A 26,523-nucleotide genomic window follows, 5' to 3' on the forward strand; every position below is an offset into this window, starting at 1 on the left:
CCGGTTCAGCCGCTGCGTTCGGCGAAGCGGGACATCAGCGCGAAATAGACGGGGTAAGGCAGGAGACGCGCGACCTTCAGGATCCAGGCAAGGCGGCGCGGCACGGTGACCTCGAAGCCGCCGCGCTCGAAACCATCGACGATTCGCCTTGCCCCGTCCTCCACCGTCAGCAGGAACGGCATCGGGAAACGGCGGCCCTCCGTCATCGGGGTCTCGATGAAGCCGGGATTGACCAGCTGCAGCCGGATGCCGGCCGCCTCGCAGTCGAAACGCATCGATTCGCAGAAATAGATCGCCCCCGCCTTCGCCGCGCCGTATGCCGCTGCGCCCGGCAGACCGCGATAGCCGACCAGCGAGGCATTGACCGCGATCTGCCCCCTGCCCCGCGCGACCATGCGCGGTTGAACGGCGAAGAAGCTCTTGGCGACGCCGAGCAGGTTGACGCCCACCACCTTCTCGACCGTCTCGACATCGATCGCCCTGCCCTGGCCCGACGCGATGCCGGCATTCAGGAAGGCCAGCGCGATCGGCCCATGGATGCTCTCGATCGCGTCACTGACATTCCGCATGCCCTGCGCGTCGGTCACGTCGCCGGCATGGGCGACGATACGGCCCGGCAGGTTCTCGGCGCTACGGGCGAGGCGCTCAAGCACCTCCAGACGCCGGGCGGTGACGGCAACCGTCCAGCCTCGTGCCGCCAGCTCGAGCGCAACCGCGGCGCCGATGCCGGAACTGGCACCGGTGATCCAGGCGATGCCGTCCTGCGGCTTCATGCGGGGCAAGGCCATGACAGCTCCGGGTTGGCGGGACAGTCATCTAGGCATCGAATCATCAGACCGAAAGCCATGCGGCCGAAATCATCCCCGCTATCCCGCCAACGCGGTGGCATGGCTGGCTCAATCGGTGCAGTCTGCGCCGGAAGGGCGCTCCGCGCCGCCAGCGAAATGACGAGATCATGCCGACCGAACTTCTCTTTCGACAGGATGCCTATCTCAAGGAAACGCCGGCGACGGTCGAGGCCGTCAACGAACGCGGCGGCATCATCCTCGACCGGACCAATTTCTACGCGACCGGCGGCGGCCAGCCGGGCGATGCCGGGCATCTGCGCCGCAATGACGGCAGCCAGATCGCCATCGCCACGACGATCTACGACCCCGAGGACAAGAGCCGGGTCATCCATGTCCCGGCCGAAGGGCAGGCCCTGCCTGCGCCCGGCGAGGCGGTGACGGTCGTGCTCGACTGGGAGCGCCGCTTCAAGCGGATGCGCATCCATACTGCGTTGCATCTGCTCAGCGTCGTTCTGTCCTTTCCGGTCACCGGCGGCTCGATCGGGGATGGCGACGGCAGGCTCGACTTCGACATTCCCGAAGGCGGGCTCGACAAGGCCGAAATCAGCGAGAAGCTCAATGCGCTCGTCGCACGCCATGCCGATGTGACCGAGCGCTGGATCACCGACGAGGAGCTCGACGCCAATCCGGGTCTCGTCAAGACGATGTCGGTGAAGCCGCCGCGCGGGTCGGGCCGGGTCCGGCTCGTCGCCATCGGCGATATCGACCTGCAGCCCTGCGGCGGCACCCATGTCCGCAACACCGCCGAGATCGGCGCGGTCGCGGTCACCGATATTGAGAAGAAGGGCAAGCAGAACCGGCGCGTCCGGATCGCGCTGGCCTGAGATCACCAAAGCTGATGCCCAGAGGATACGCCTATGGCCCGTGAAGACGTCTTCGTTTCGACCGAGTGGCTGGCCGAGCGCCTGAATGCGCCCGATATCGTCGTGGTCGATGCCTCCTGGTATCTGCCGGCGCAGAAGCGCGACGGCGCGGCCGAATACGCAGCGCGTCGCATTCCGGGCGCAGTCCATTTCGATATCGACAAGATCAAGGACAGCCGCTCGTCCCTGCCCCATATGCTGCCCTCGGCGCCCGAATTCGCGGCGGCCGTCGGGGCGCTCGGCATCGGCGACGGCATGCGCATCGTCGTCTATGACGGGCTCGGCTTCTTCTCGGCGCCGCGCGTGCGCTGGACGTTCAAGGTGTTCGGCGCGCGCGATGTGGTCATCCTGGACGGCGGTTTTCCGAAATGGCTCGCCGAAGGCCGCCCCGTCGAGGAAGACAGCCCGCAGCCGCGAAAGCCGCGCAGCTTCACCGCAAGGCTCGACAACGGCGCCGTCGCCGATGCCGATGACGTGGCCCGCGCCACCGCCTCGCAGGCGATCCAGGTGGTCGATGCCCGCGCCGCCGACCGTTTCCGCGGCGAGGCTGCGGAGCCGCGGCCGGGCCTGGCCTCCGGCCATATCCCCGGCTCGCTCAACCTGCCGTCTTCGCAGCTCACCAGCGATGGCCGGCTGAAGTCCCCGGAAGAGATTGTCGCGCTGTTCAAGGATGCCGGCGTCGATCTCGACAAGCCTTCGATCATGACCTGCGGTTCGGGCGTCTCGGCCGTGATCCTGTCGACGGCGCTCGAGACCGTCGGCAAGCCGGCCAAGGCGATCTATGATGGCTCGTGGTCCGAATGGGGCATGGGCGAGCGGCCGGTCGCGACCGGGCCGGCGAAGCAGGTTTGAGCGGGAGGCATCGATGAGCCACGACCACGACCATCCGCACGACCATCCGCATGATCACGGCCACGGCGGCGAGCCGCGCTGGAAGCATGACGGCGTGCGCGTCATCTCCGGCGACAAGCTCGACCCGAACACGGCGCAGACACCCGGCATGTTCCGGCAGGCGGCGATCAACCATGCCCGCGTCGGCGCCCAGAAGATCTGGGCCGGCACGGTCGCGATCGAGCCCAACGCCAAGACCGGCGTGCATCATCACGGCGATCTCGAAAGCGTGATCTATGTCGTGAGCGGCAAGGCGCGGATGCGCTGGGGCGAGCGATTGGAATTCGTCGCCGAGGCCGGGCCGGGCGATTTCATCTATGTGCCGCCCTTCGTGCCGCATCAGGAGATCAACGCCGATCCTGACAACCCGTTGCAATGCGTGCTGGTGCGCTCGGACAACGAGGCGGTCGTGGTCAACATCACCGATGTCGATCCGGTCGAGAAGCCGGAAGAGGTCTACTGGGTCGACCCGATCCACAAGCACCCGCACGGGTGAGCGGAGCGCAGCAGCTCACCGAAACGACGCTGGGCCCGCCATGTATCAGCCGCGCACTCCGGGCTATCGCAAGAGCGACCCGCAGATGCGCTGGTCGCTACCCGACCGCGTCTTCTTTGCCTGCGGCGCCTGCCACATCCTCGCTTATGCATTCCTTATGAGATGGGGGAAGCGTGGCATGCGTGCGCTCTGGATCAAGCCGGCGGCCGGCCATACTGGCAATCATATCTTCGTCGACGGCGGCGGCTGGGCCTTCGACTATCACGGCTATGCAGAGAAGGATCCGTTCCTTACTCACACCTGGCGCGGAGCCCGGAGGCGCTGGCCGGGCTGGCAGGCCTCCCTCATCGAACTTCCGGCCGATATCCTCGTCTCGGAAGCGAAATCACGGGACTATGACGGCCTCTGGCTCCGCGAGCCCGGCCAGTTCCTCCACGACGCCATGCCGCGAGCCGAGGCCTATCTCAACCGGTTTCCGGCGCCTCCGCCATGACCGTCGAACTGCGGGAGATCACCGCGGCGACGGTCCGTACCATCTGCGGACTGGAGGTTTCCGAGGAACAGCGCGGCTATGTCGCGCCGGTCGCGATCTCGATCGCTCAGGCGCATTTCGAGCCGCACGCAACCTTTCGGGCGATCTATGCCGGGGACGAGCCCGTCGGCTTCATCCTCTGGCGCGAGGACGACAAGCCCGATACCGCCTATCTCTGGCGCTTCATGATCGACCGGCGGCATCAGGGCAAAGGCTATGGACGCGCCGCGCTTGAGCAGACCTTCGCGATGCTGAAGACGCGCGGCGTCGCCAGACTCAGCACGAGCGTCGTTCGAGGAGAGCACAGCCCGCTGGGATTCTACCTGTCGGCAGGGTTCATCGAGGCGAACGAAGTCACGAGCAGCGGCGAATGGCTGCTGAGGAAGAACCTCTAGACAAACGCCGACCGCCTCAGCCCGTCTCGAAATCGCCGGGCTGCGGCGGGGCGATCGGCGTGAACAACGTCCGGTCCGGCTTGATGTCGAGCAGCGGCGTTTCGTCGAGGCAGTCGAGCCCGCGCACCAGCAGCACCCGGTCCTCCCGCGCCACCAGCGTCGCGATCGAGGTGCCGATCGGGTTGGGCCGGACCGGCGTGCGCAGCGCGAAGGTGCCATGGGTCTCGCCATTGTTGGCCGGGCTCTGGCGGACGAGATCGCGGCGCGACTGATGCAGCCAATAGAGCACCTCCAATCGCTCGAAGCGCTCGATGCCCTCCAGCGCCTCGTCCCAGGGCGGGAAGAGTTCGATGCGGCAGACCGGACCGTCCGCCCTGCCCTGACGCGGACAGACCAGCCGCGATGTCCAGGGCGTGCGGATGGTGCCGATGAAGACGAGACCGGCGTCGGTCGCCTGCGGCGGCGCGACGGCGACCTCCCTCTCGCGAATCTCGTTCTCGCGGACCATCGCAGCGCGCCTCGTCAATCGATCGCGATCATGACGTCGGAGGCCTTGACCACGGCGTAAGCCTCCTTGCCGACGGTGAGGCCGAGATCGTCCACTGCCGCATTGGTGATCGAGGAGGTGACGATCGCGCCGCCGATATCGATGCGGACATGGGCCGTCGTCGCGCCCTTGGTGATCTCGACGATCCTGCCCTTGAGCTGGTTGCGGGCGCTGATCTTCATGGCTCGTCCTCTCCTTGCGACAACAGGGCTGCGGCTGCGCCTTGACTCGGGTCCGGGCGCACGGCAACCATCGTTATACCCGACGATATACAACGAGAAATTCGAGCGAGGAACAACATGTTGAAGCGCCGCACCCTGCTGGGCATGGGCCTGGCCCTTGCCGTGAGCTTTGCTCCCGCCTTCGACGCCGCGCAGGCGCAGACGAAGGACCTCGTGATCTTCGCCGCCGCCAGCATGAAGAACGCGCTGGACGAGGCCGCCGCCAACTGGGTCAAGGAAAGCGGCAAGCCGGCGCCGAAGATCTCCTATGCCGCCAGCAACACGCTGGCGAAGCAGCTCGAGAACGGCGCCCCGGCCGATCTCTTCGTCTCGGCCGATCTCGACTGGATGGATTATGCGGCGAGCAAGAACCTGATCAAGCCGGATACCCGCGTCAGCCTGCTCGCCAACCGCATCGTGCTGGTCGCCGGCAAGGATTCGACCGCCAAGCTCGACCTCAAGCCCGGCGCGGATGTCGCGGGCGCGGTCGGTGACGGCCGTCTCGCCATGGGCAATGTCGATTCCGTCCCGGCCGGCAAATACGGCAAGGCCGCGCTGGAGAAGCTGGGTAGCTGGGACAAGGTGAAGGACAAGATCGCGCAGGCCGACAATGTCCGCGCCGCGCTGCTGCTGGTTTCGCGCGGCGAGGCCCCGCTCGGCATCGTCTACGCGACCGACGCCGCCGCCGATCCGCAGGTCAAGGTGGTCGCGACCTTCCCCGAGGATTCGCACCCGCCGATCGTCTATCCGGTCGCCGTCACCAGGGATTCGGCCAATCCCGACGCGCAGGCCTTCCTGAGCTATCTGCGCAGCCCCGCCGCGAAGCCCGTCTTCGAGAAGCAGGGCTTCACGGTCCTCAACAAGGCTGCCAGCTCTTCGTGATCGCCGCTTCGTGACCGACTGGCTTACGCTTTCGCCTGAAGAATGGACGGCGGTGAGGCTCAGCCTCATCGTCGCCACGACCGCCATGCTCGTGAGCCTTCCGCTGGGGCTTGGCGTTGGCTTGCTGCTGGCGCGCGGGCGCTTTTGGGGCAAGTCCCTGCTCGACGCCATCGTCCATATGCCGCTGATCCTGCCGCCTGTCGTGACAGGCTATCTGCTGCTCGTCGGCTTCGGCCGGCGCGGGCCGATCGGCGAATTCCTCTATGACTGGTTCGGGATCGTGCTGTCCTTCCGCTGGACCGGCGCGGCATTGGCCTGCGCCGTGATGGGCTTCCCGCTGATGGTGCGTGCCATCCGGCTTTCGATCGAGGCGGTCGACCGCAAGCTCGAATCCGCCGCCGGGACACTGGGCGCTAGCCCGATCTGGGTCTTCCTTGTGGTCACCCTGCCGCTCTGCCTGCCCGGCATCATCGCCGGCATGATCCTATGCTTCGCCAAGGCGATGGGCGAATTCGGCGCGACCATCACCTTCGTCTCCAACATCCCCGGCGAGACGCAGACCCTGCCCTCGGCGATCTACACCTTCACCCAGGTACCCGGCGGCGATGCCGGCGCGATGCGCCTGACGCTGATTTCGATCGTGATCTCGGTCGCAGCGCTCTTCCTTTCCGAATTGATGGCGCGCATCGTCGGCCGGCGGATCGCCGTCGAATGACCCCTGTCCTCGACATCGCCGTCCGCCACAGGCTCGGGGACTTCACGCTCGATTCGGCCTTCACCTCCGACGGGCGCCTGACCGCCCTGTTCGGCAGCTCGGGCTCGGGCAAGACCTCGCTGGTCAATGTGATCGGCGGGTTGATCCGCCCCGATTCCGGCCAGGTCCGCGTCGATGGCGAGACGTTGGTCGATACGGAGCGCGGCATCTTCCTGCCGAAGCATCGCCGACGCATCGGCTATGTCTTCCAGGAGGCGCGGCTCTTTCCGCATCTCACCGTGCGCCAGAACCTGCTCTTCGGGCACTGGTTCGTGCCGCGTGCGCAGCGCAAGCCGGCCGAACTCGACAAGGTGCTGGACCTGCTTGGCATAGGCCATCTGCTGCGGCGTCGTCCCGGCGCGCTCTCCGGCGGCGAGAAGCAACGCGTCGCCATCGGCCGCGCCTTGCTGGCGCAGCCGCGCCTGCTGCTGATGGACGAGCCCTTGGCGGCGCTCGACGAAGCCCGCAAGGCCGAGATCCTGCCGCATATCGAGCGCCTGCGCGACGAGGCCGGCATTCCCATCGTCTATGTCTCGCATGCGCTGGCCGAGGTCGCGCGCCTCGCCACCACCGTCGCGATGGTCGAGAACGGGCGCGTCGCGGCTTGCGGGCCCACCGCCGACATCCTGTCGCGGCCCGATCTGGCGGCGCGACCGGGCGCGCCGGAGGCGAGCACATTGCTATCCGTCGAGGTCGCCGGCTTCGAGGAGGCCTTCGGGCTGGCGCGGCTCACGACACAAGCCGGGCCGCTGACGATCGCGCGCGGCGCGTTGCGGCAGGGCCAGACGGTCAAGATCCGCATCCTGGCGAGCGACGTGATGCTCAGCCTCGGCCAGCCGGCCGAGATCAGCGCCCTCAATGTGCTGCCGGGGACGATCTCCGAGATCGGCGAGCGCAGCGGTACCGGCGGCAGCACCGTGCATCTGCTCGTCGCCTGCGGCGAGACGAAGCTCGCCGCGCGCCTGACGGCGAAATCCGCCGCGCTGCTCGGGCTGGCGCCTGGCAAGCCGGTCCATGCGGTGATCAAGAGCGTCTCGGTCGAGATGCCCTGAACTCGGGCGATCTGACAGGGCGTCATTCTCGGGCGAAGCAAAGCGCAGACCCGAGAATCTCATGACAAGAAGGCACTGATTTCCGAGATGCTCGGGTCAAGCCCGAGCATGACGGCTAAACCACCCCTTGACCTTCCCATGATGGGAAGCCCTATATCGCCTGTCATCACCAAGAAGGAGACGGCGATGACAGTCATCGACAGGAGCAGGAACGACCTCGAAACCCTCGATCTGGGCGTCGAAGGCATGACCTGTGCGAGCTGCGTCGCCCATGTCGAGCGCGCCATCGCGGCGGTGCCGGGTGTCGATGCGGTCTCGGTCAATCTCGCGACCGAGCAGGCGCATGTCACCTTCGCCAGGGGCGGCACCGATCTCGGCCAGATCAAGGCGGCGGTGCGCCAGAGCGGCTACACCCCGGTCGAGAGCGCGATCGAGCTGTCGGTCTCGGGCATGACCTGCGCCTCCTGCGTCGGCCATGTCGAGAAGGCCTTGCGCGCCGTGCCGGGCGTGGTCGAGGCCACCGTCAATCTCGCGACCGAGCGCGCCAGTGTGAAGACGCTCGCCGGTAACGACATCATCCCTGCCCTGACGAAGGCCGTGGCCGGCGCCGGCTATGAAGCGAGCCCGATCGTCGCGATCGATGGCAATGCCGACACCCGCCGGCAAGCTGCCAAGGACGAGGAGCAGGGCAAGCTGCTGCGCTCCGTCATCCTCGCCGGGTTGCTGACGCTGCCGTTGCTCGTGGTCGAGATGGGCAGCCACATGGTCCCCTCTCTGCACCATTGGCTCGCCGGCACCTTCGGCGAGGGAAATGTGCGCGTCTTTTCCTTCGTGCTGGCGACCATCGTCCAGTTCGGGCCGGGCCTCGTCTTCCTGCGCAGGGGCTTCCCGGCCCTCATTCGGCTGGCGCCCGACATGAACTCGCTGGTCATGCTCGGCACCGGCGCGGCCTATCTCTATTCGAGCGTCGCGACCTTCCTGCCGGACCTGCTGCCGGCGGGCACCGAAGGCACCTATTTCGAATCCGGCGCGGTGATCGTGACGCTGATCCTGCTCGGCCGCTGGTTCGAGACCCGCGCCAAGGGCCGGACCGGCGCCGCTATCCGCAGCCTGATCGCGCTCCAGCCCAAGACCGCCCGCGTGCTGCGCGACGGCGCCGAGAGCGACGTTGCCGTCGACAGCGTCCGCCCCGGCGATGTCGTCATCCTCAGGCCGGGCGAGCGCGTCCCGGTCGATGGCGAGGTCACGGACGGCAGTTCCTTCGTCGATGAATCGATGATCACCGGCGAGCCCGCCCCCGTGCGCAAGGAGGCCGGCAGCAGCGTCACCGGCGGCACCGTCAATGGCTCGGGCGCGCTGCGCTTCACCGCGCGGAAGGTCGGCGCCGATACCCTGCTCGCCCAGATCGTACGGACAGTGCAGACGGCGCAGGGCGCCAAGCTGCCGATCCAGGCGCTGGTCGACCGCGTCACGCTCTGGTTCGTCCCAGTCGTGATCGGGCTGGCCCTGCTGACCTTCATCGTGTGGCTCACCTTCGGCCCGAGCCCGGCTTTGTCACATGCGCTGGTCAATGCCGTTGCGCTGCTGATCATCGCCTGCCCCTGCGCCATGGGGCTGGCCACCCCGACCTCGATCATGGTCGGCACCGGTCGTGGCGCCGAGCTCGGCATCCTGTTTCGCCAGGGTGATGCCCTGCAAGCATTGAAGGACGTCCAGATCGTCGCGCTCGACAAGACGGGCACGCTGACCAGGGGCAAGCCCGAGCTAACCGATATCGAGCCGGCCGCCGGCTTTGCGGCCGACGATGTGCTGCGCCTCGTCGGCTCGGCCGAGAACCGTTCGGAGCATCCGCTGGCGCAGGCGCTGGTCGCGGCCGCCAAGGCGCGCAATCTCACGCTCGCCGAGCCGGCCGATTTCACCAGCGATCCCGGCCGCGGCGTCACCGCGACGGTCGCGGGCCGCAAGGTCGCGATCGGTGGCCACAGGCTGATGGAAGAGGCCAAGCTCGACATCGCGCCCTTCGCCGCCCGCGCCAAGGCGCTGGCCGAAGCCGGCAAGACGCCGCTCTATGCCGCGATCGACGGCAAGATCGCAGCCGTCATCGCTGTCGCCGACGCGGTGAAGGAGACCACGCCCGCGGCCATCGCAGCATTGCACAAGCTCGGCCTCAAGGTCGCGATGGTCACCGGCGACGACCGGCGCACGGCGGAAGCGGTCGCGCGCGGCATCGGCATCGACGAGGTCTGGGCCGAGGTGCTGCCGACCGACAAGGCCGAGGTGGTGAAGCGCCTGCAGGGCCGCGGCGCCAAGGTCGCGTTCGTCGGCGACGGCATCAACGATGCCCCTGCCCTCGCACAGGCCGATGTCGGCATCGCCATTGGCACCGGCACGGATATCGCGATCGAGAGCGCCGATGTGGTGCTGATGTCGGGCGACGTGATGGGTGTGCCCCGCGCGATCGCGCTGTCGCAGGCGGTGATTTCCAATATCCGCCAGAATCTCGCCTGGGCCTTCGGCTACAATGCGCTGCTGATCCCGGTCGCGGCCGGCGTGCTCTATCCGGCTTTCGGCATCCTGCTCTCGCCGGTCTTCGCCGGGCTCGCCATGGCGCTGTCGAGCGTCAGCGTCGTCAGCAATGCGCTCAGGTTGAAGCGCTTCAAGGTGGAGGCCTGAGATGAATATCGGCGAAGCCGCAACCCGCTCCGGCGTCAGCGCCAAGATGATCCGTTATTACGAGAGCATCGGCCTGATCACCGCACCGGCCCGCACCGCCGCGCAATACCGGGTCTATGCTGCCGAGGACGTGCATACCTTGCGCTTCGTGCGCCGCTCGCGCGATCTCGGCTTCTCGCTGGAGGAGACGCGTGAATTGCTCGCGCTCTGGCGAGACAAGAGCCGGGCCAGCGCCGATGTGAAGAACCTCGCCATGGCGCATGTGCGCGAGCTCGAGGAAAAGGCGGCGGAGCTCAAGGCCATGGCCGACACGCTGCGGCACTTGGCGACGCATTGCCATGGCGACCACCGCCCGGATTGTCCGATCCTGGCGGACTTCGCCGCCACACCATCGGCGCAGGCCAAAGCCTGAGACGCTGCTCCGCCATGCACTGAATGTCTGGACGGGGCGGTATGAGATTGCTCATATGCCGCTGCCCACCAGAGGCGGGTCCGGCCCGGCCGCATCGGCCCCGTCGGGGAATCCGCCTCTCAACGAAAGACGGGGAGCGCCAAGGCGTTCTCCAGGCGGAACGACAATGGACAATCGAAACGATCTCTGGCGGCATGTCGATGCGAACAAGGAGCGCCTGATCGCGCTCTCCGACCGGGTCTGGGGCATGCCGGAGGTGTGCTACACCGAGAAGCGCTCCGTCGCCGAGCATATCGCCGAATTGAAGCACCAGGGCTTCAAGATCACCGAGAATGTCGCCGATATCCCGACCGCCGTGATCGGCGAGGCCGGCGAAGGCGGCCCGGTCATCGCCTTCCTCGGCGAATACGACGCCCTGCCCGGCCTGTCGCAGGAAGCCGGCGCTTCCGAGCACAAGGAAATCGAGACCGGCGGCCACGGCCATGGCTGCGGCCATAACCTGCTCGGCTCCGCCGCGATGCTCGCAGCGGTGGCGATGAAGGAGTGGCTCGCCGAGAACAAGATCCCCGGCCGCGTGCGCTATTACGGCTGCCCGGCCGAGGAAGGCGGCGCCGCCAAGGCCTTCATGGTCCGCGCTGGCGCCTTCGACGACGCCGATGTCGCGATCTCCTGGCACCCGTCGAGCTTCTGGGAGGTCGCCCCCGCTCTGGCGCTCGCCAATACCCGCGCCGATTTCGTCTTCACCGGCCGCGCCTCGCATGCGGCGGCTGCGCCCCATCTCGGCCGCTCGGCGCTCGACGCCGTCGAATTGATGAATGTCGGCGTGAACTACATGCGTGAGCACATGCCCTCCGATGCGCGCGTCCATTATGCGCTGCTCGACACCGGCGGCATCGCGCCGAACGTCGTCCAGGCCCATGCCCGCGTGCGCTACTCGATCCGCGCCCGTGACCTGCGCGGCATGCTGGAGCTCGTCCAGCGCGTGAAGAAGATCGCCGAAGGCGCGGCGCTGATGACGGAAACCAAGATGGAGATGCGCATCGTCAGCGCCGTCTCCGATCTCGTCGCCAACACGCCGCTCGAAGAGGCCATGCACAAGGTGATGGGCGAACTCGGCGCGCCGCATTTCGACGATGCCGACAAGGCCTATGCCGAGAAGATCCGCGGCACGCTCTCCCCGCAGGAGATCGCCTCGATCTGGCGCACGATCGGCATGCCGGATAGTGGCGCCCCGCTTGCCGACTTCCTCGTGCCGCGCGACGCCCGGCGCAACCCGGCGATCGGCTCGACCGATATCGGCGACGTGAGCTGGGCGGTGCCGACCGTGCAGGCGCATGCGCCGACGGTGGCGATGGGCACGCCGTTCCATACCTGGCAGGTCGTGGCACAGGGCAAGTCCCCTGCCGCGCACAAGGCGATGGTCCATGTCGCCAAGGCGATGGCCGCGACCGGCGCCGCGGTGCTCAGCGACCCGGCCCTGATGGCCGCCGCCAAGGCCGACCACAAGGCCCGCCTCGGCAAGGAAGGCTACACCTCGCCGCTGCCGCCCGAAGTGAAGCCGCCGCTGACGATGTCGCTGGGCTGATCGCGACGGCTTGCCGTCATTCTCGGGCGCCGCGCAGCGGTGACCCGAGAATGACGTGCCGATAGAGGCGCTCTTCCTTCCTGAGATGCTCGGGTCAAGCCCGGGCATGACGGCTGCGGCTGCGTTGCCTTGCCGATTGAATGAACACATATGATCCGGGAGAATGAGCCTCTGCCATCAGCCGGCAGAATCGCCAGCCCGGAGCCAGCATGGATCGCGCAGAGGAATCGGAAGACGGGCTCGGCCGGCATCACCGCTCGGCCAGCGGCCCGGCCGATTCCGCGATGCCTGAACCTGTCGACCTCGCCGGCTATGTGCTGGACGAGCAGTTCGGCTTCCTGCTGCGGCAGATGCAGCAGCGCTATGTCGCGATGTTCCTGGAGATGATGGGCGCAGACGGGCCGACGCCGCCGCAATTCGCGGTTCTGTGCCGGCTCGCCGTCGACGGCCGGATTTCCCAGAACCAGCTCGGCCGCATGACGGCGATGGACCCGGCCACGATCCGGGGCGTGGTGACGCGCCTCGCCGAGCGCGGGCTGGTCGAGCGCCTGCACGATCCCGACGACAAGCGCCGCGTGCTGGTACAGCTCGGCCAGCGCGGCCGCGAGCTGTTGCCGGATTATGTCGTCCGCGCCAAGGCGATCACCATCGCGGCGCTGGACCCGATGGCGGATCGGGAGGTCGAGCCGCTGCTCGACGTCATGCGGCGCCTGCTCTCAGGCTTCAGACCGCCAGATACTGGCTCCGCGCCGCCTCGTCGGCCTTGAGCGTCGCCATCGTATCGTCGAAGCGGATCAAGCCCTTCTCGATGATCACGGCGCGGTCGGCGATGCTGCCGGCGAAATGCAGGTTCTGCTCGGAGAGCAGCACGGACAGTCCCTCGCCTTTCAGCACGCGGATCGTCTCCGCCATCGCCTCGACGATGACCGGCGCCAACCCTTCCGAAGGCTCGTCGAGCAGCAACAGGCGCGGATTGCCCATCAGCGTGCGGGCGATGGTCAGCATCTGCTGCTCGCCACCGGACATGGCGCCGCCGGGCCGGTCGCGCATCCGGCCGAGATTGGGGAAGAGGTCGAAGAGCCGCTCCGGCGTCCAGTGCGGCGCGCCGTGACGGGGCGGCTGGCGGCCGACTTCGAGGTTGTCCATCACGCTGAGTTCGGAGAAGACGCGCCGGTCCTCCGGGACATAGCCGATGCCGAGCCGGGCGATCTGGAAAGGCTCGCGGCCGGCGATCTCCTTGCCCTCGAAGCGGATGGAGCCTTGCGGCTCAGGCACCAGCCCCATCACTGTCTTCATGGTCGTCGACTTGCCGGCGCCGTTGCGGCCCATCAGCGCGACGACCTCGCCATGTCCGACCGAGAAGCCGACGCCATGCAGGATCTTGGCGCGGCCATACCAGGCTTCGACGCCCGACAATTCAAGGAGCGCCGTCATCAATGCCCTCCCGAGGTCGCGCCGGAGCCGAGATAGACCGCGCGCACCTGCGGGTCGTTGCGGACCTCGGCACTGGTCCCCGCCGCGATCAGGCGCCCGCGATCGAGCACCAGCACGCGATCGGCATGGGCGAAGACGACGTCCATGTCGTGCTCGGTGAACAGCACGGCGATGCCGTGCTGACGGGCGATGCGGGCGGTCAGCGCCATCAGGGCGATGCGCTCCTGCGGCGCCATGCCGGCGGTGGGTTCGTCCATCAGCAGCAGCTTCGGCTCGTTGGCGAGCGCGACGGCGAGTTCGACGCGCTTCAAGTCGCCATAGGCGAGCACGCCGCAGGCGCGTTCGGCCTGGCCGGTCATGCCGACCTGATCGAGCAAGGCATCGGCCGGTTCGCGGCGGCGCTGGTCGGCACGGCCGAACAGGCGCCAGCTCTTCCCGGCATGGGAGATCAACGCCATCTGGACGTTCTCGCGCACGGTCATCGAGGCAAAGGTTGCAGTGATCTGGAAGGTGCGGCCGACGCCGAGGCGCCAGATCTTGCGCGGTTCGAGCCCGGTGATCGGCTTGCCTTCGAGCAGAACCTCGCCGCGATCGAGCTTGAGCTGTCCGTTCAGCATGTTGAAGCAGGTCGTCTTGCCGGCCCCATTGGGGCCAATGAGCGCGACCAGCTTGCCGGCCTCGACCGAGAAGGACACGCCATCGACCGCCTTCACGCCGCCGAAGGATTTGGCGAGATCGCGGGCTTCCAGCACGGGAGGCATGGACGCACTCATGCCACGGCCGTCGCTTGCGCGGCGCTCTCGCGCCGGGCGCGCCAGTACAGCCAGGTGCCGACGAGGCCGCGCGGGAACAGCACGACCAGGAGCACGATCGACAAGCCCAGCCCGAAGCGCCAATAGGCCGTCATCTTCGCGAGCTGTTCGTTCAAACCCATATAGGCGAACGCGCCGACGACCGGCCCGGCGACCGTCTGGACGCCGCCGAGCAGCACCATCAGCAAGGCATCGACCGAGCGCGGGATCGCCATATAGGTCGGGAAGACCGAGCCCTTCGAGAAGGCGAAGAGCCCGCCGGCGATGCCGGCTGCGACCGCGGCGATGGTGAAGGCCGCCCATTGCAGGCGCCCGACATCGAGCCCGATCGCCTCGGCCCGCAACGGGCTGTCGCGGCCGGCCCGCAAGGCGTAGCCGAAGGGTGCGAAGATGATGACGCGGAGCGCCACGATGACCAGCACGGCGATGGTGAGCGCGAGGTAGTAGAATACCGTCTTGGGCACCGCCCAGGCCGAGGGCCAGACGCCGAGGATGCCGTTGTCGCCGCCGGTGAGGTCGACCCACTGGAAGGCCGTGGCCCAGGCGATCTGGGCGAAGGCGAGCGTCAGCATCGCGAGATAGACGCCCGAGAGCCGGACGCAGAACCAGCCGAAGATCGCGCCCGCGATGCCGGCCATGAGCGGCGCCAGCATCAAGGCCTCCTCCATCGGGCTGCCCAGCCATTTCACCGCCAGCGCCGCGCCATAGGCGCCGAGCCCGAAATAGGCGGCATGGCCGAAGGAGGTGATGCCGCCCGGCCCCATCAAGAGATGCAGCGAAGCGGCGAAGACCGCGAAGATCACCAGATCGGTCAGGGTCAAGATGATATGATCGGGCACGACGAACGGCGCGAGGACCAGCAATGCGAGCGCCACGGCTCCGAACAGCTTCGCCGCGCCATCAGCCGGGCGCAGCAGGAAGAGCTGGCCGGCATGGCCGCGCGGCTCGACGGAGGCCTTGCCGAGCAGGCCGTGCGGCCGGACGATCAGCACCGCCGCCATCACCAGGAAGACCAGCACCAGCGTGATCTTGGGCAGGATCAGGATGCCGAAGGCGTGGAGCACGCCAATCAGCACGGCAGCGAGATAGGCCCCCGTCACGCTGCCGAGCCCGCCGACCACCACGACCACGAAGGCCTCGGCGATCATCGACAGATCCATGTGAAGGTTGATCGCCTCTCGCGGGAGCTGGAGCGCGCCGCCGAGCCCCGCCAGCGCTGCGCCGAAGGCGAAGACCGAGGTGAAGAGCAGGCGCTGGTTGACGCCAAGCGCGCTGACCATCTCGCGGTCCTGCGTCGCCGCCCGGATCAGCACGCCCCAGCGCGTCCGGTGAAAGAGCAGCCAGATCAGGCCGAGGACGACCGGCCCGACCGCGATCAGGAACAGCTCGTAGCTCGGGAAGCGGTTGTCGAACAGAATGACGAAGCTGCGGAAGCCCGGCGCGCGCGGGCCGAGCTTGTCCTCCGGCCCCCAGGTCGCCAGCGCGATATCCTGCAGCATCAGCACGACGCCGAAGGTCGCGAGCAACTGAAACAGCTCCGGCGCCTGATAGATTCGCCTGAGAATCAGGACCTCGATCAGCACACCGGCAAGGCCGGTGAGCAGAACGGCGAGGATGACGCCGCCCCAGAAGCCGAGTGGATCGGCCGGGCCAAACCAGGTCACCAGCGTGAAGGCCAGATAGCCGCCCAGCATGTAGAGCGAGCCGTGGGCGAAGTTCACGATGCGCGTGACGCCGAAGATGATCGACAGCCCACACGCCACCAGGAACAGCGACGATGCCGAGGCCAGGCCGTTCAGGGTCTGGGTGAGGACGAGATCAAGCATGTCGTCTCGGGCGCAACGCTACGGCCTTCAGGCCGTAGCGCCGCGCTCCATCTCAGGCAAGGTCAGACGGCTGGGCGCAGCTTGCGGACCTCGTCATCGCTCGGCAGGTATTTGGCGCCGTCGCGATAGCTCCAGTCGACCATCACGCCCTTGCCGTCCTTCTGCGCGCTCTTGCCGACATAGGCGCCGAGCGTCGACTGGTGGTCGATCTTGCGGAACTCGATCGGACCGAAGGCCGAGCCGAACTTCAGCCCCTCGAAGGCATCAACCAGCTTCTCATTGTCGGTGGAGGCGGCCTTCGCCAGCGCCGCGGCGATGGCCTGCACCGTCTCGTAGCCGACGACCGAGCCCAGCCGCGGATAGTCGTTGTACTTCGCCTTGTAGGCGTCGCGGAACTTGACGTGCTCCGGCGTCTGCAGGTCGGCATGGGGATAGCCGGTGATGATCCAGCCTTCCGGCGTCTCGGCGCCGAGCGTGTCGAGATATTCCGGCTCGCCGGTCAGCATCGAGACGACCTGGCGCCCCTCGAACAGGCCGCGCGTGTTGCCCGCGCGGACGAAATTGGCGAGGTCGACGGCGAAGGTGACGTTGAAGATCGCCTCGGGCTTGGCCGCCTCCAGCGCCTGCACGGTCGCACCGGCATCGATGCGGCCGAGCGCCGGGAACTGCTCGGCGACGAAGGTCACGTCGGGACGTGCCTTGACCAGCAGCTCCTTGAACCATTTCACGGCCGATTGGCCGTATTCGTAGTTCGGCGCGACGATCGCCCATTTCTTCGCCGGAAGCTTCGCCGCTTCCTCGACCAGCATCGCGGCCTGCATGTAGGTCGAGGGCCGCAGGCGGAAGGTGTAGCGGTTGCCCTTCGACCAGACGAGCGCATCGGCCAGCGGCTCGGAGGCGACATAGAGCCGCTTGTTCTGGTTGGCGTAATCGGCGAGCGCCAGCCCGACATTGGAAAGGAAGCCGCCGGCGATGATGTCGACCTTTTCGGCCGTGGCGAGATCGGCGGCATGGCGCACCGCATCCTCCGGCTTGCCGGCATCGTCGCGGAACACCGTCTCGAGCTTGCGGCCGAGGACGCCGCCGGCTGCGTTGATCTGCTCCTGCGCCAGTTCCCAGGCCTGCCGATAGGGTTTCAGGAAGGCCGGCTGCGCGGTATAGGAGTTGATCTCGCCGATGCGGATCGGCCCCGCGCCCTGGGCGCGCGCCAGCGAGGGAACGCCGAAGGCAAGCGTGCCCGCGACGAAGCTGCGACGATCGATCTGCATCGGGTTTAAGTCCTTCGCCCTGCTGCGGCTGCAATCCGCGCCGATACCGCTCGCGCCGGGTCGGGCGAAGCGGAATTCATTTGCATGCATATGAATGAACAGATCGGGGCGCCTGTCAATCTGCCATTCTTGCAATGCAGCAGATGAGCAGGCGACTGACGGCAGCTCGCGCGACCTTGCGGGAATTGTCCGAAAGCCGTTGATTTCATTTGATAAACAAGGCGCCTAAAAATAAGACAGCGATGCTGCCCTTTTGGCCTTGCAGGCGTCACCTGGGCTTACTATTTAAAGTGCAGCGCAGCAGAGATGTTGCGCCGCCCTCCTTGGGCGTTTCCTCCCTAGACTTGGGCTGCGCTTCTGGCGTGGCCCTTTTTTCTTGTCGGGAGTGCGCCCTTACCAGCGCCGGCCGTAGCCCCAGGGCCCGCCGAAGGAGGCGTCGAAGCGGTCGAAGCGATAGCGCCGCTCGGCCGCGCGATCGAGATCGAGCTGCATCAGGCAGTTCGAGAACGCCTCGCCCGGCGCGCGAAAACCATAGGAGCGGCAGCGCTCCTCGTCGATCGCGCGATACTGCGCCTCGGTGGTCACGCAGCCGCTCAATGCGAGGGCCAGCATCGCGCCGGCGGCAAGCCTGATGATCGTCATCGCGCTTCTCCTCTCGCTCATAACCATCCTACGCGCAGACGATAGCTCCGGTTCCCGGGCCAGCCTAGCGCGAGAACTTGATCGGCACGCTCAGCGAAATCGCTCCGCCGCCGAGCCCATCCGGCGGTGCCGGGACGGGGCTGGCGCGACGGATCATCGCGACCGCCTCCCCGTCCAGCGCCGCATCGCCCGAGCCCCGGACGAGACGGGCCGAGAGCACGCGGCCGCCGCGGTCGATGCTGAAGGCGACCTGGACCGTGCCGGGGCTGGCGCCTCCAGGGAAGCGCTTGTAGCGGTTGAGATGCGCCATCAACGACCCGCGCCAGCTCGCGGTCACGGCCGGAGACGGCGAGGACGCACCGGAATTGGGAGCCGCCGCACGCGGAGCTGTCTGCGCCTGCGCCACCGGCGCAGAGGTCTGCTCGGCCTTCGGCTTGTCCGGGCGGATCGGCTTCTTCTTCTCGACGACCTTGGGTTTCGGCTTCGGCTTCTTGGGCGGCGGCGGCTTCGGAGCCTCCTTCGGCGGCGGCGTCAGGATCGCCGCAGCGTCGGGCAGCGGCGGCAATTCGGGAATCCTGATCTCGGGCTCGGGGATCGCGACGGGCTCCGGTTCAGGCGGAGGCGGCTCGATCTCCTTGGGCGGCTCGACCGGCTCGGGCGGCGGCGGTTCGGGCTCGGGCTGCGCCTCGGCCATCTCCGGACCGGGCGCGACCTCCTGCGGCGGCGCCTCGGGCGCGACGGCGAGCGGCGCGAGTTCGATCATCACGGCGGCCGGAGGCGCACCCATCGCCGCCTCGGCGCGCTGCCAGTTGGCAATGACCCAGCCGGCCGTGCCATGGGCGCTCGCGACCACCAGGGCCGCAAGGCTCCAGCGCAGGGCCGCCGGCGCGAAACGCGACAATGACGGGCGTTCGAGGCTCATGGCTTCGGCCCCGCAGCAGCCCCCTGCCCGGTATCCTCCAGACCGACCAGCGCGATCTTGAGATAACCGGCGTTGCGCAGCAGGTTCATCACGTTCATCAGCTCGCTATAGGCGACGCTGCCATCGGCCCGCAGGAAGACCCGCTGCTCGCGGTCGCTGTTCGTCTTCTGGTCGAGCGCCGTCTGCAGCGCTTCGCGCGGCACGGGATCATTGCCGAGCGCGAGCGAAAGATCGCCCTTCACGGTCAGGAACATCGGCGTGTCCGGCCGGGGCTGCGGCTGCGCATTCGAGACCGGCAGGTCGACCGCGACATCGACGGTCGAAAGCGGCGCCGCCACCATGAATATGATCAGCAGGACGAGGATGACGTCGATGAACGGCGTCACGTTGATGTCGCTGACCTCGCCGAGGTCGCCGTCCTGCGGCTCCTTGAGGGAAACGCCCATGATTCACTCCGCCGGAACGAGCGGCGCGGCCGCCATGCTCGTGGCCGAAGCCGAGGATGACGCAGCCGAACGCGGGGCCGGTGCGACGGCGCGCTGGCGGCGTTCCAGGTCGCGCGAGAGATGGCGCAGGATCTCGCCCGAGGCATCGGAAAGCGTGGCGCGGTAGCCGGTGATCGCGCGGGCGAAGACGTTGTAGATGATCACGGCGGGGATGGCAGCGACGAGGCCGATCGCGGTCGCCAGCAGCGCCTCGGCGATGCCGGGGGCGACGACGGCGAGATTGGTCGTTTTGGCCTGGCTGATGCCGATGAAGGAATTCATGATGCCCCAGACCGTGCCGAACAGGCCGACGAAGGGGGCGGTCGAGCCGATCGTGGCGAGCAGGCCGGTGCCGCGCGCCATCGAGCGGCCGGCGCGCGCCTCGATTCGCGACAGGGCGATGGCGACACGCTCCTTGATACCGTCCTCGCCGAGATCGGCGGAGCGGCGGGTCTCGGACAGGGCGGCGTTCAGCAACTGACCGACGGCGCCACGCAATTTGCCGCTCTTGCCGGCAGCCGCGCCGGCGGCCTCTGCCAGGTTCTCGGCCGCCTCGATGCGGCGCAGCGCCCGGCCGGCCGAACGCTTGGCAGCGGCCAGCTCCATCGCCTTGGCGAGCCAGATCGTCCAGGTCACCAGCGAGGCGAAGGCAAGCCCGAGCATCACGCCCTTCACGACGATATCCGCCGCCATGAACATGCCCCAGGGCGACAGGTCATGCGGCAAGGTCGCCGTCGCGGCCGGGGCCGGAGCCATCACAGGTGTCGCGGCCTCGCTGGTGGTCAGCGGCGGGTGAGCGGCGCTCGGCGGGTTGATGCCGAGCTGAGGCAGCGCAGGCGGCAGCGGATTGGTCGGCGTCGCGGGCGCCGGCTGAACCGGCTGGGTCTGTGCCGCAGGCGGGGCCGTTTCGGTGGGTGCCTGTGGAGCGGACTGCCCCGGCGCCTGGGCCTGCGCCGCGACCACGGACAGGCTCATCGCAACAAGAGCCAGACGAAACGCACGCATCATCACAAATCCAGCCTTCTCCGGAGGAGCGCCGCCCCGGCTCCAGCCGGTTCCAGCACCTGCTGCCGGGCACCAAGGGCCGGCCGCTTCCTCATTGGAATCATTACAAAAAAAGACTTGCAGCGGCGTTGCTGCATATGCGATACGCCTGTTCGAATCGGGCGGGCATGTCAAGGAAAAGCGGCTCGCCGGCTCTGCCCTCCGATGGGCCTCGGCCACGCGAAATCAGGCCAGTCCGCGCTTCCGGACGACCCTCACATATCCGCTATTCGATGAATGCAGGGCGCTGCCGGCGCGGTGTGCGCGTCAGCGATTCAGCCGCGCTCGGGCCGGTCGATCTCGGCCTGCAGCGCCGCGAGATGAGTCGCGGCAGCCTCGGTCGCAGCCTGCTCGACCGCGCGGAAGCGCAGGATAAGCGCTTCGCCGAGCGGAGTCAGTCGTGCCCCACCGCCATTGCGGCCACCGACCTGGCGCTCGACCACCGGCTTGCCGAAGAGCACGTTCAGTTCCTCGACCAGCTCCCAGGCGCGCCGGTAGGACATCTCCATCGCCCGGCCGGCCGCCGAGATCGAGCCATGCGTCGCGATGTTCTCGAGCAGCGCGATCTTGCCGGGGCCGATCCTGCCTTCAGGGTCGAGCTGTATCCGCAGGCTGAGCGAGGGCACCGCCGCCTCAGGACGCTCTGGCCAGGGCGGCCTCGATGCCCTCGCCGCAGGCCGCGAGCCAGATTGCCGCGATGCGCTCGATGCCGGCCTGGTCGTCGGCATCGAAGCGCGCCGGCGACGGGCTGTCGAGGTCGATCACGCCGATGACGCCGTCGCGTCCGATGAGCGGCACGACGAGTTCCGAGCGCGAGGCCGCATCGCAGGCGATATGGCCGGGAAAGGCATGGACGTCCTCGACCAGCATCGATTTCCGCTGCGCCACGGCCGCGCCGCAGACGCCCCTGCCGACGGGAATGCGGACGCAGGCCGGCTTGCCCTGGAACGGGCCGAGCACGAGTTCGCCTGATCGCATGATGTAGAAGCCGGCCCAGTTCAGATCCGGCATCATCTGGAACATCAGCGCGGAGGTGTTGGCGGCGTTCGCAATGGGGTCGCTTTCGCCCATGAGCAGCGCTTCGAGCTGCGCCGCGAGCTCGCGATAGAACTCCGGCTTGCTGCCGGCGGCGATGCTGCGTGCCTCGAACATGATCCTGACGCCTCGCTTGCGTTCGCTCTCGAAATCCAGCGCCGGTTCCTACCACCATCCTCCCAGCCGCGCCATCGAAGAGGCCCCTTCCCCGTTCCCTGCGGATCGTGCCAATCCTCCCCTGCACCAGCCTGAGAGGAGTCGGTCGTGAGCGAGGATACCCGGCAAATCCGCATCGCGGCCGCGCTGCTGACCGACGCGCGCCAGCGCCTCCTCCTGGTCCGCAAGCGCGGCACCGCCTGGTTCATGCAGCCGGGCGGCAAGATCGAGCCCGGCGAAGGGCCTTTCGACGCGCTCACCCGCGAACTCCGGGAGGAGCTGGGACTTACTGCTTCGCTGGAGGCTGCACGCCATTGCGGACGCTTCGCGGCACCGGCCGCCAATGAGCCGGGCTTCACTGTCGAGGCCGAGCTTTACGCCCTGCCTCTCGATGGAAAACCAGCGCCCGCAGCCGAGATCGCCGAGATCGCCTGGCTCGAACCCGGAACGGCCTCCACGCTTCCACTCGCCCCGCTGACACGCGACCACGCCCTGCCGCTCTGGCGCTCCATGCTGACGGAGATACCCCGATGAACGACATGAGTTCGAGCCCGCGCCGCGCCGATGGCAGCGCCGGCGATGCCGATTACGGCCGCATCGGACAGGGCTATGCCTCCTATCGCCAGCCCGAGCCGGCCATCGCCGCGCTGATCGAGGCCGCGCTCGGCCCGGCCCGGCGGGTGCTCAATGTCGGCGCCGGCGCCGGCTCCTACGAGCCGCGCGGCCGCGACATGATTGCGGTCGAACCCTCCGCCTCGATGCGGGCGCAGCGCCCGGCGGATATCGTCGCGGCGATCGACGCCACCGCGGAAGCCCTGCCCTTTCCCGACGGGCATTTCGACGCGAGCATGGCGACCTTCACCGTGCATCAATGGCAGCATCTCGATGCGGGCCTGCGCGAGATGCGCCGGGTGACGCGCGGGCCGGTCGTGATCCTGTCCTGCGATCCCGATCTGGTGCAGGCCTTCTGGCTCAACCACTACGCGCCGGAGGTGCTGGCGACCGAGGCGCGGCGCTATCCCTCGCTCGGCCATATCGGCACGGTTCTGGGCGGCGATGTCGAGATCGTCGCCGTGCCGATCCCGCTCGCCTGCCGCGACGGCTTCAACGAGGCTTATTACGGCCGGCCGGAACTCTTCCTCGATCCGGGCGCGCGCTCGGCATGCTCGGCCTGGAGCTTCGTCGGCGAGACCCAGAACGCCGCCTCGATCGAGAAGCTGCGCCAGGACCTGAACTGTGGCGCCTGGGACGATTGCTACGGCTTCCTGCGCAACCAGCCGAATTTCGACGGCTCGCTGCGCCTCGTCATCGCGCGGCCTTGAACCGAAAACGAAAGGGCCGGCTCCCTTGCGAGAACCGGCCCTTCTGAAAACATCGATACCATTCCGGCCTGAAGCCGGAACCAGGCCCTAGAACGGGATGTCGTCGTCGAGATGGCTGGAGGACGAACGCCCGCCGCCGCTACCACCGCCCGACATAGCCGGCTGGCGCGAGCCGCCGCCACCGCCGCTGCCCATCGCGCTGGAGCGGCCGAACGAGCCGCCGCCGCCCGAGCGGTCATCCGCGTAGCCGCCGCTGCTGCCACTGCCCTCGCCATATTCGTCGGAGCCGCCCTGGCGGCTGTCGAGGATGGTGAGCTCGCCGCGGAAACGCTGCAGCACGATCTCGGTGGTGTATTTCTCGACGCCGGACTGGTCCTGCCATTTCCGGGTCTGGAGCTGGCCCTCGATATAGATCTTCGAGCCCTTCTTCAGATACTGCTCGGCGACCTTCGCCAGGTTTTCGTTGAAGATCACGACCGAGTGCCACTCGGTGCGCTCCTTGCGCTCGCCGCTCTGCTTGTCGCGCCAGGTCTCGGAGGTGGCGATACGCAGATTGACGACAGGCTCGCCGCTGCCGAGGCGGCGCACTTCGGGATCGCGCCCGAGATTGCCGACCAGAATGACCTTGTTGACGCTACCAGCCATGACAGGCTCCATTTCCTGCGCACTTCACACAAACCGGCCGCTCGACCGGAGCCGAACCCTATCGGCCGATGAAGGCATTATCAAGAATGTTCTTGTTTTGTTCAAGCGACTGTTTCGAGGTTGTCCCCTGCTGATTCGGTGGTGTCTCACCGCGGCGTCTGCCTTGCCCCGAGGATGGCCTGCGCCATCCGGTCGAGCAGCACCGCGAGCAGGACGATGCCGAGCCCGCCGACGAAGCCGAGGCCGGGATCGGCCCGTTGCAGCCCGAGCAGCACGACCTCGCCCAGCCCCTTGGCGCCGATCATCGAGGCGACCACGACCATGGCCAGCGCCATCATGATCGCCTGGTTCAGCCCCTGCAGGATCACCGGCCGGGCAAGCGGCAGTTCGATCAGCCAGAAGGCTTGCCGAGGCCTGAGGCCCAGTGCCCGCGAGGCCTCGACCAGTCCTGCATCGACGCCACGCAGGCCGAGTTCGGTCAAGCGTGCGAAGGGCGGCAGCGCGTAGACCAGCGTCGCGACGAGGGCCGGCGCGCGCCCCAGCCCGAGCAGCATAGCGACCGGGATGAGATAGACGAAGCTCGGGATGGTCTGCATGAGGTCGTAGAGCGGCGCCAGCGCCCGGCCGAGCCGCGGAATCCGGGCGGCAGCGACGCCGAGCGGCAAGCCCAGCAACCCGACGAACAGCACGGCGACAGTGACGAGGGCGAGCGACTGCATCGCCTCGCCCCAGATGCCGAGCCCGGCCAGCGCCAGAGGCAGGAGCGCCATCGCCAGCGCAAAGCCGATCCGCCGCGTCGCGAGCCAGGCCCCGGCAGCGACGGCCAGCACGAAGGCGGGAACCGGGACATGCTGGAGGAGCGACTCGACCAGGCGAACCGGCGCGGTCAGCACCGACCCCGCACCATCCAGCTTGTCGCCATAGCCGATGACGAGCGCATCGACCGCCCGGTTGACGGCGCCCTGCAACGCCTTGCCGAAATCCGGCACCAAGGCCGTCGTCACAGGCTCGACGCGACCTTGCTGGCGACATCGGCCGGCAGCCACTTCTTCCAGATATCGCCCTGTGTCTTCAGGAAGACGAGCGCCTGCTGCTCGGGCGTAACGCCCTTCTCGCGCGCCTCGGCCAGCATCTTCGAGGTCACGTCGCTGGTCGTGCCATAGCTCTTGAAGAAGGTCGCGAGCTGCGGCGCCTTCTTGGCGAGATCGATATTCGCGCCGATCACGACCTTGCTCATCGGATAGGCGGTGGCGCGCTTTGGATTGTCGCTGGCCTTGAGATCGGCCCAGACCGCCGCATCGAAGGGCGCTTCCTCCAGCTTGACGAGGTCATAGGCACCGAGCAGCCAGCTCGGGCCCCAATAGTAGAACACCACCGGGCGCTTGCGCTTGAGCGCGGCCTCGATCGCGGCGACCAGCGCCTCGCCCGAGCCGCCGCGCGTATTGGTGAAATCCTCAGCGAGCCCGTAGATCGCGAGCTTCTTGGTGTTGATGCCCTCGCAGACCCAGCCGGCGACGCAATTGTAGAAACGCCCCTTCCCCGGCTCCTCGGGATCGGCGAAGAGCGCCTTGTAGCGCTTGAGATCCTCCGGCTTCTTGAGGTCCGGCGCCTTGGCATCCGGCCCGGAAACGAGATAGCGCGGCACGAACCAGCCCTCGCTCGCATCGGGGAATGTGGTGCCCAGCGGCTCGACCTTGCCGGCCTCGGCCGCCTTCACCCAGGCATCGACCGGGTTGGCCATCCAGATCTCCATGACGATGTCGACATCGCCGCGCGCCAGGCCGTTGACCAGCGGGGCGATCACGCCCGGAACGCGCTCGACCTTGCAGCCGAAGCCGCGCTCGGCGATCGCGCTGGCGAGGGCGGTGTGGAAGGCGGCGGAATCATAGTCGAGCCCGGCCATCTTCAAGGGGCGATCGAGCTCGCAGGCCATGGCCGGTGCACCGAACCCGAGGCCGAGCGCGAGGGTTGCTGCTCCAAGAAGGGCCTTCATCATCGTCGCTCCCCAAACCGATCATGGCAGAAGCCGCCGGGGCCGATCGCGCCGGCGGTTCGCGCTGTAACGCAGGGCCGGACGAATTGATCCGTTCTTCCGGGCTCCTTGTGCGGCAGCATCGCTCAATCGCGGCGACGAGGCGAGGCCGATCCTGTCATCGCCGGTCAGCAGCCATGCAGGGCAATGCATCGGCGCTGATACCGGACCGGCGCGCTCCCGGATGATTGTGATCGCCCCGACGGAGGCCATGAGCTAGGCTGGCGGCCGGCAGACGGCCCCGGCATAATGGACGACTTCTCCGTGACAGACAGCAATCGCATCGTCCTCTCCAGCGATCACGCCGCCATCCCGCTACGGCAGGCCATCGCCAGGCATGTCGCCGCGCAGGGCTGGGACGTGGTCGATATCGGCCCGACGACGCCGGAGAGCACGCCCTATCCCCGGCATGGCGAAGCGGCGGCGCGGCTGGTCGCTGCCGGCGATTGCCGGCTTGGCATCATCCTGTGCGGCACCGGCCAGGGCATCATGATGGCGGCGAACAAGGTCAAGGGCATTCGCTGCGGGGTCTGCGCCGACACCTTCTCGGCCCGCATGATCCGTGAGCATAACGACGCCAACATGCTCTCGATCGGCGCGCGCGTGGTCGGCGAAGGGCTGGCGCTCGCGATCGCCGATGCGTTCCTGACCGCCGAATTCGAAGGCGGCCGGCATGCGACGCGGGTGGAGATGATCGCGGCGCTGGAGGGGTAGCCCGGGTCCGGTAATCCAGGGTCCGGTTCCGACCC

General features: G+C 67.7%; 31 protein-coding genes. 15 read left to right on the top strand and 16 right to left on the bottom strand.

Annotation, left to right across the window (positions count from 1 at the left end; all coding sequences use genetic code 11):
- Positions 1-5: 5 nt before the first annotated feature.
- Positions 6-788, bottom strand: coding sequence for an SDR family NAD(P)-dependent oxidoreductase (locus tag AC1RLU_RS05605; protein ID WP_061967941.1), 783 nt, complete (start codon positions 786-788; stop codon positions 6-8).
- 167 nt (positions 789-955) lie between these two features.
- On the opposite strand from AC1RLU_RS05605, the gene AC1RLU_RS05610 reads away from it, so the two are divergent.
- The 5 genes from AC1RLU_RS05610 (at position 956) to AC1RLU_RS05630 (ending at position 4,025) form a co-directional block, all read left to right on the top strand.
- The gene (locus AC1RLU_RS05610) at positions 956-1,672 is read left to right on the top strand and encodes an alanyl-tRNA editing protein (RefSeq protein ID WP_142115544.1); all 717 of its coding nucleotides are present in this window, start codon (positions 956-958) and stop codon (positions 1,670-1,672) included.
- A gap of 33 nt (positions 1,673-1,705) precedes the next feature.
- Positions 1,706-2,563, top strand: coding sequence for a 3-mercaptopyruvate sulfurtransferase (gene sseA, locus AC1RLU_RS05615; protein ID WP_492794369.1), 858 nt, complete (start codon positions 1,706-1,708; stop codon positions 2,561-2,563).
- A gap of 13 nt (positions 2,564-2,576) precedes the next feature.
- Positions 2,577-3,098 carry a cupin domain-containing protein gene (locus tag AC1RLU_RS05620; protein WP_492794370.1) on the top strand — a complete coding sequence of 174 codons (522 nt, stop codon included), beginning with the start codon at positions 2,577-2,579 and terminating at the stop codon, positions 3,096-3,098.
- 178 nt (positions 3,099-3,276) lie between these two features.
- On the top strand, positions 3,277-3,591 hold the full coding sequence (locus AC1RLU_RS05625) for a hypothetical protein (protein ID WP_492794371.1): 315 nt from the start codon (positions 3,277-3,279) through the stop codon (positions 3,589-3,591).
- Complete coding sequence (locus AC1RLU_RS05630; RefSeq protein WP_492794373.1) at positions 3,588-4,025, top strand: GNAT family N-acetyltransferase; 438 nt, start codon at positions 3,588-3,590, stop codon at positions 4,023-4,025. The genes AC1RLU_RS05625 and AC1RLU_RS05630 overlap by 4 nt, the downstream gene beginning before the upstream one ends.
- Before the next feature lie 16 nt (positions 4,026-4,041).
- On the opposite strand, the gene tsaA is transcribed toward AC1RLU_RS05630, so the two are convergent.
- A complete protein-coding gene (gene tsaA / locus AC1RLU_RS05635; protein WP_492794374.1) occupies positions 4,042-4,533 on the bottom strand; it encodes a tRNA (N6-threonylcarbamoyladenosine(37)-N6)-methyltransferase TrmO in 492 nt (163 codons plus the stop codon).
- 14 nt (positions 4,534-4,547) lie between these two features.
- The gene (locus AC1RLU_RS05640) at positions 4,548-4,754 is read right to left on the bottom strand and encodes a TOBE domain-containing protein (RefSeq protein WP_061967953.1); all 207 of its coding nucleotides are present in this window, start codon (positions 4,752-4,754) and stop codon (positions 4,548-4,550) included.
- Positions 4,755-4,871: 117 nt separating this feature from the next.
- Here AC1RLU_RS05640 and modA point away from each other — a divergent pair, with 117 nt between their 5' ends.
- The 7 genes from modA to AC1RLU_RS05675 all read left to right on the top strand — a co-directional run bounded on the left by modA (position 4,872) and on the right by AC1RLU_RS05675 (position 12,918).
- Positions 4,872-5,675, top strand: a complete 804-nt coding sequence (gene modA / locus AC1RLU_RS05645) for a molybdate ABC transporter substrate-binding protein (protein WP_492794376.1) — start codon at positions 4,872-4,874, stop codon at positions 5,673-5,675.
- Positions 5,676-5,685: 10 nt separating this feature from the next.
- Positions 5,686-6,390, top strand: coding sequence for a molybdate ABC transporter permease subunit (gene modB / locus AC1RLU_RS05650; protein ID WP_492794378.1), 705 nt, complete (start codon positions 5,686-5,688; stop codon positions 6,388-6,390).
- Positions 6,387-7,481 carry a molybdenum ABC transporter ATP-binding protein gene (gene modC, locus AC1RLU_RS05655; protein ID WP_492794379.1) on the top strand — a complete coding sequence of 365 codons (1,095 nt, stop codon included), beginning with the start codon at positions 6,387-6,389 and terminating at the stop codon, positions 7,479-7,481. The genes modB and modC overlap by 4 nt, the downstream gene beginning before the upstream one ends.
- A gap of 186 nt (positions 7,482-7,667) precedes the next feature.
- Positions 7,668-10,154, top strand: coding sequence for a heavy metal translocating P-type ATPase (locus tag AC1RLU_RS05660; RefSeq protein ID WP_492794380.1), 2,487 nt, complete (start codon positions 7,668-7,670; stop codon positions 10,152-10,154).
- Between the two features lies 1 nt (position 10,155).
- On the top strand, positions 10,156-10,566 hold the full coding sequence (cueR, locus tag AC1RLU_RS05665) for a Cu(I)-responsive transcriptional regulator (protein ID WP_142115534.1): 411 nt from the start codon (positions 10,156-10,158) through the stop codon (positions 10,564-10,566).
- A gap of 166 nt (positions 10,567-10,732) precedes the next feature.
- Positions 10,733-12,151, top strand: coding sequence for a M20 family metallopeptidase (locus AC1RLU_RS05670; RefSeq protein ID WP_492794381.1), 1,419 nt, complete (start codon positions 10,733-10,735; stop codon positions 12,149-12,151).
- A gap of 209 nt (positions 12,152-12,360) precedes the next feature.
- Complete coding sequence (locus tag AC1RLU_RS05675) at positions 12,361-12,918, top strand: MarR family winged helix-turn-helix transcriptional regulator (protein WP_492794383.1); 558 nt, start codon at positions 12,361-12,363, stop codon at positions 12,916-12,918.
- On the opposite strand, the gene AC1RLU_RS05680 is transcribed toward AC1RLU_RS05675, so the two are convergent.
- The 10 genes from AC1RLU_RS05680 to AC1RLU_RS05725 form a co-directional block, all read right to left on the bottom strand.
- Complete coding sequence (locus tag AC1RLU_RS05680; RefSeq protein WP_492794385.1) at positions 12,875-13,585, bottom strand: ABC transporter ATP-binding protein; 711 nt, start codon at positions 13,583-13,585, stop codon at positions 12,875-12,877. The two genes, AC1RLU_RS05675 and AC1RLU_RS05680, sit on opposite strands and share 44 nt — an antisense overlap.
- Positions 13,585-14,346, bottom strand: coding sequence for an ABC transporter ATP-binding protein (locus tag AC1RLU_RS05685; protein ID WP_492794386.1), 762 nt, complete (start codon positions 14,344-14,346; stop codon positions 13,585-13,587). Before AC1RLU_RS05685 ends, AC1RLU_RS05680 begins: the two co-directional genes overlap by 1 nt.
- A gap of 8 nt (positions 14,347-14,354) precedes the next feature.
- The gene (locus AC1RLU_RS05690) at positions 14,355-16,223 is read right to left on the bottom strand and encodes an ABC transporter permease (RefSeq protein ID WP_492794388.1); all 1,869 of its coding nucleotides are present in this window, start codon (positions 16,221-16,223) and stop codon (positions 14,355-14,357) included.
- A 62-nt stretch (positions 16,224-16,285) separates the two neighbouring features.
- Positions 16,286-17,491: an ABC transporter substrate-binding protein gene (locus AC1RLU_RS05695; protein ID WP_492794389.1), complete on the bottom strand. Its 1,206-nt coding sequence runs from the start codon at positions 17,489-17,491 to the stop codon at positions 16,286-16,288.
- Positions 17,492-17,884: 393 nt separating this feature from the next.
- Entirely contained in the window at positions 17,885-18,133 is a 249-nt protein-coding gene (locus AC1RLU_RS05700) for a hypothetical protein (RefSeq protein WP_061967968.1), read from the bottom strand.
- Positions 18,134-18,197: 64 nt separating this feature from the next.
- Complete coding sequence (locus tag AC1RLU_RS05705) at positions 18,198-19,055, bottom strand: energy transducer TonB family protein (protein ID WP_492794390.1); 858 nt, start codon at positions 19,053-19,055, stop codon at positions 18,198-18,200.
- Positions 19,052-19,501: a TonB system transport protein ExbD gene (exbD, locus tag AC1RLU_RS05710; RefSeq protein WP_091859281.1), complete on the bottom strand. Its 450-nt coding sequence runs from the start codon at positions 19,499-19,501 to the stop codon at positions 19,052-19,054. The genes AC1RLU_RS05705 and exbD overlap by 4 nt, the downstream gene beginning before the upstream one ends.
- Before the next feature lie 3 nt (positions 19,502-19,504).
- On the bottom strand, positions 19,505-20,548 hold the full coding sequence (gene exbB / locus AC1RLU_RS05715; protein WP_492794392.1) for a tonB-system energizer ExbB: 1,044 nt from the start codon (positions 20,546-20,548) through the stop codon (positions 19,505-19,507).
- A gap of 311 nt (positions 20,549-20,859) precedes the next feature.
- Positions 20,860-21,210: a winged helix-turn-helix domain-containing protein gene (locus AC1RLU_RS05720; RefSeq protein WP_061967973.1), complete on the bottom strand. Its 351-nt coding sequence runs from the start codon at positions 21,208-21,210 to the stop codon at positions 20,860-20,862.
- Between the two features lie 7 nt (positions 21,211-21,217).
- Positions 21,218-21,736 (bottom strand): GAF domain-containing protein, encoded by a 519-nt coding sequence (locus tag AC1RLU_RS05725; RefSeq protein WP_492794393.1) that lies wholly within the window; start codon positions 21,734-21,736, stop codon positions 21,218-21,220.
- Between the two features lie 147 nt (positions 21,737-21,883).
- On the opposite strand from AC1RLU_RS05725, the gene AC1RLU_RS05730 reads away from it, so the two are divergent.
- A complete protein-coding gene (locus AC1RLU_RS05730; protein ID WP_492794394.1) occupies positions 21,884-22,309 on the top strand; it encodes an NUDIX hydrolase in 426 nt (141 codons plus the stop codon).
- Entirely contained in the window at positions 22,306-23,097 is a 792-nt protein-coding gene (locus tag AC1RLU_RS05735) for a class I SAM-dependent methyltransferase (RefSeq protein WP_492794396.1), read from the top strand. Before AC1RLU_RS05730 ends, AC1RLU_RS05735 begins: the two co-directional genes overlap by 4 nt.
- A gap of 87 nt (positions 23,098-23,184) precedes the next feature.
- On the opposite strand, the gene ssb is transcribed toward AC1RLU_RS05735, so the two are convergent.
- The 3 genes from ssb to AC1RLU_RS05750 all read right to left on the bottom strand — a co-directional run bounded on the left by ssb (position 23,185) and on the right by AC1RLU_RS05750 (position 25,738).
- Positions 23,185-23,742, bottom strand: coding sequence for a single-stranded DNA-binding protein (gene ssb / locus AC1RLU_RS05740; RefSeq protein WP_091859269.1), 558 nt, complete (start codon positions 23,740-23,742; stop codon positions 23,185-23,187).
- A gap of 146 nt (positions 23,743-23,888) precedes the next feature.
- The gene (locus tag AC1RLU_RS05745) at positions 23,889-24,746 is read right to left on the bottom strand and encodes an ABC transporter permease (protein WP_492794398.1); all 858 of its coding nucleotides are present in this window, start codon (positions 24,744-24,746) and stop codon (positions 23,889-23,891) included.
- Positions 24,743-25,738: an ABC transporter substrate-binding protein gene (locus tag AC1RLU_RS05750; RefSeq protein ID WP_492794399.1), complete on the bottom strand. Its 996-nt coding sequence runs from the start codon at positions 25,736-25,738 to the stop codon at positions 24,743-24,745. Before AC1RLU_RS05750 ends, AC1RLU_RS05745 begins: the two co-directional genes overlap by 4 nt.
- 300 nt (positions 25,739-26,038) lie before the next feature.
- On the opposite strand from AC1RLU_RS05750, the gene rpiB reads away from it, so the two are divergent.
- The gene (gene rpiB / locus AC1RLU_RS05755; RefSeq protein WP_061968338.1) at positions 26,039-26,488 is read left to right on the top strand and encodes a ribose 5-phosphate isomerase B; all 450 of its coding nucleotides are present in this window, start codon (positions 26,039-26,041) and stop codon (positions 26,486-26,488) included.
- Positions 26,489-26,523 lie beyond the last annotated feature (35 nt).

It is taken from the genome of Allobosea sp. GW822-FHT05A11 (genome assembly GCF_058800455.1).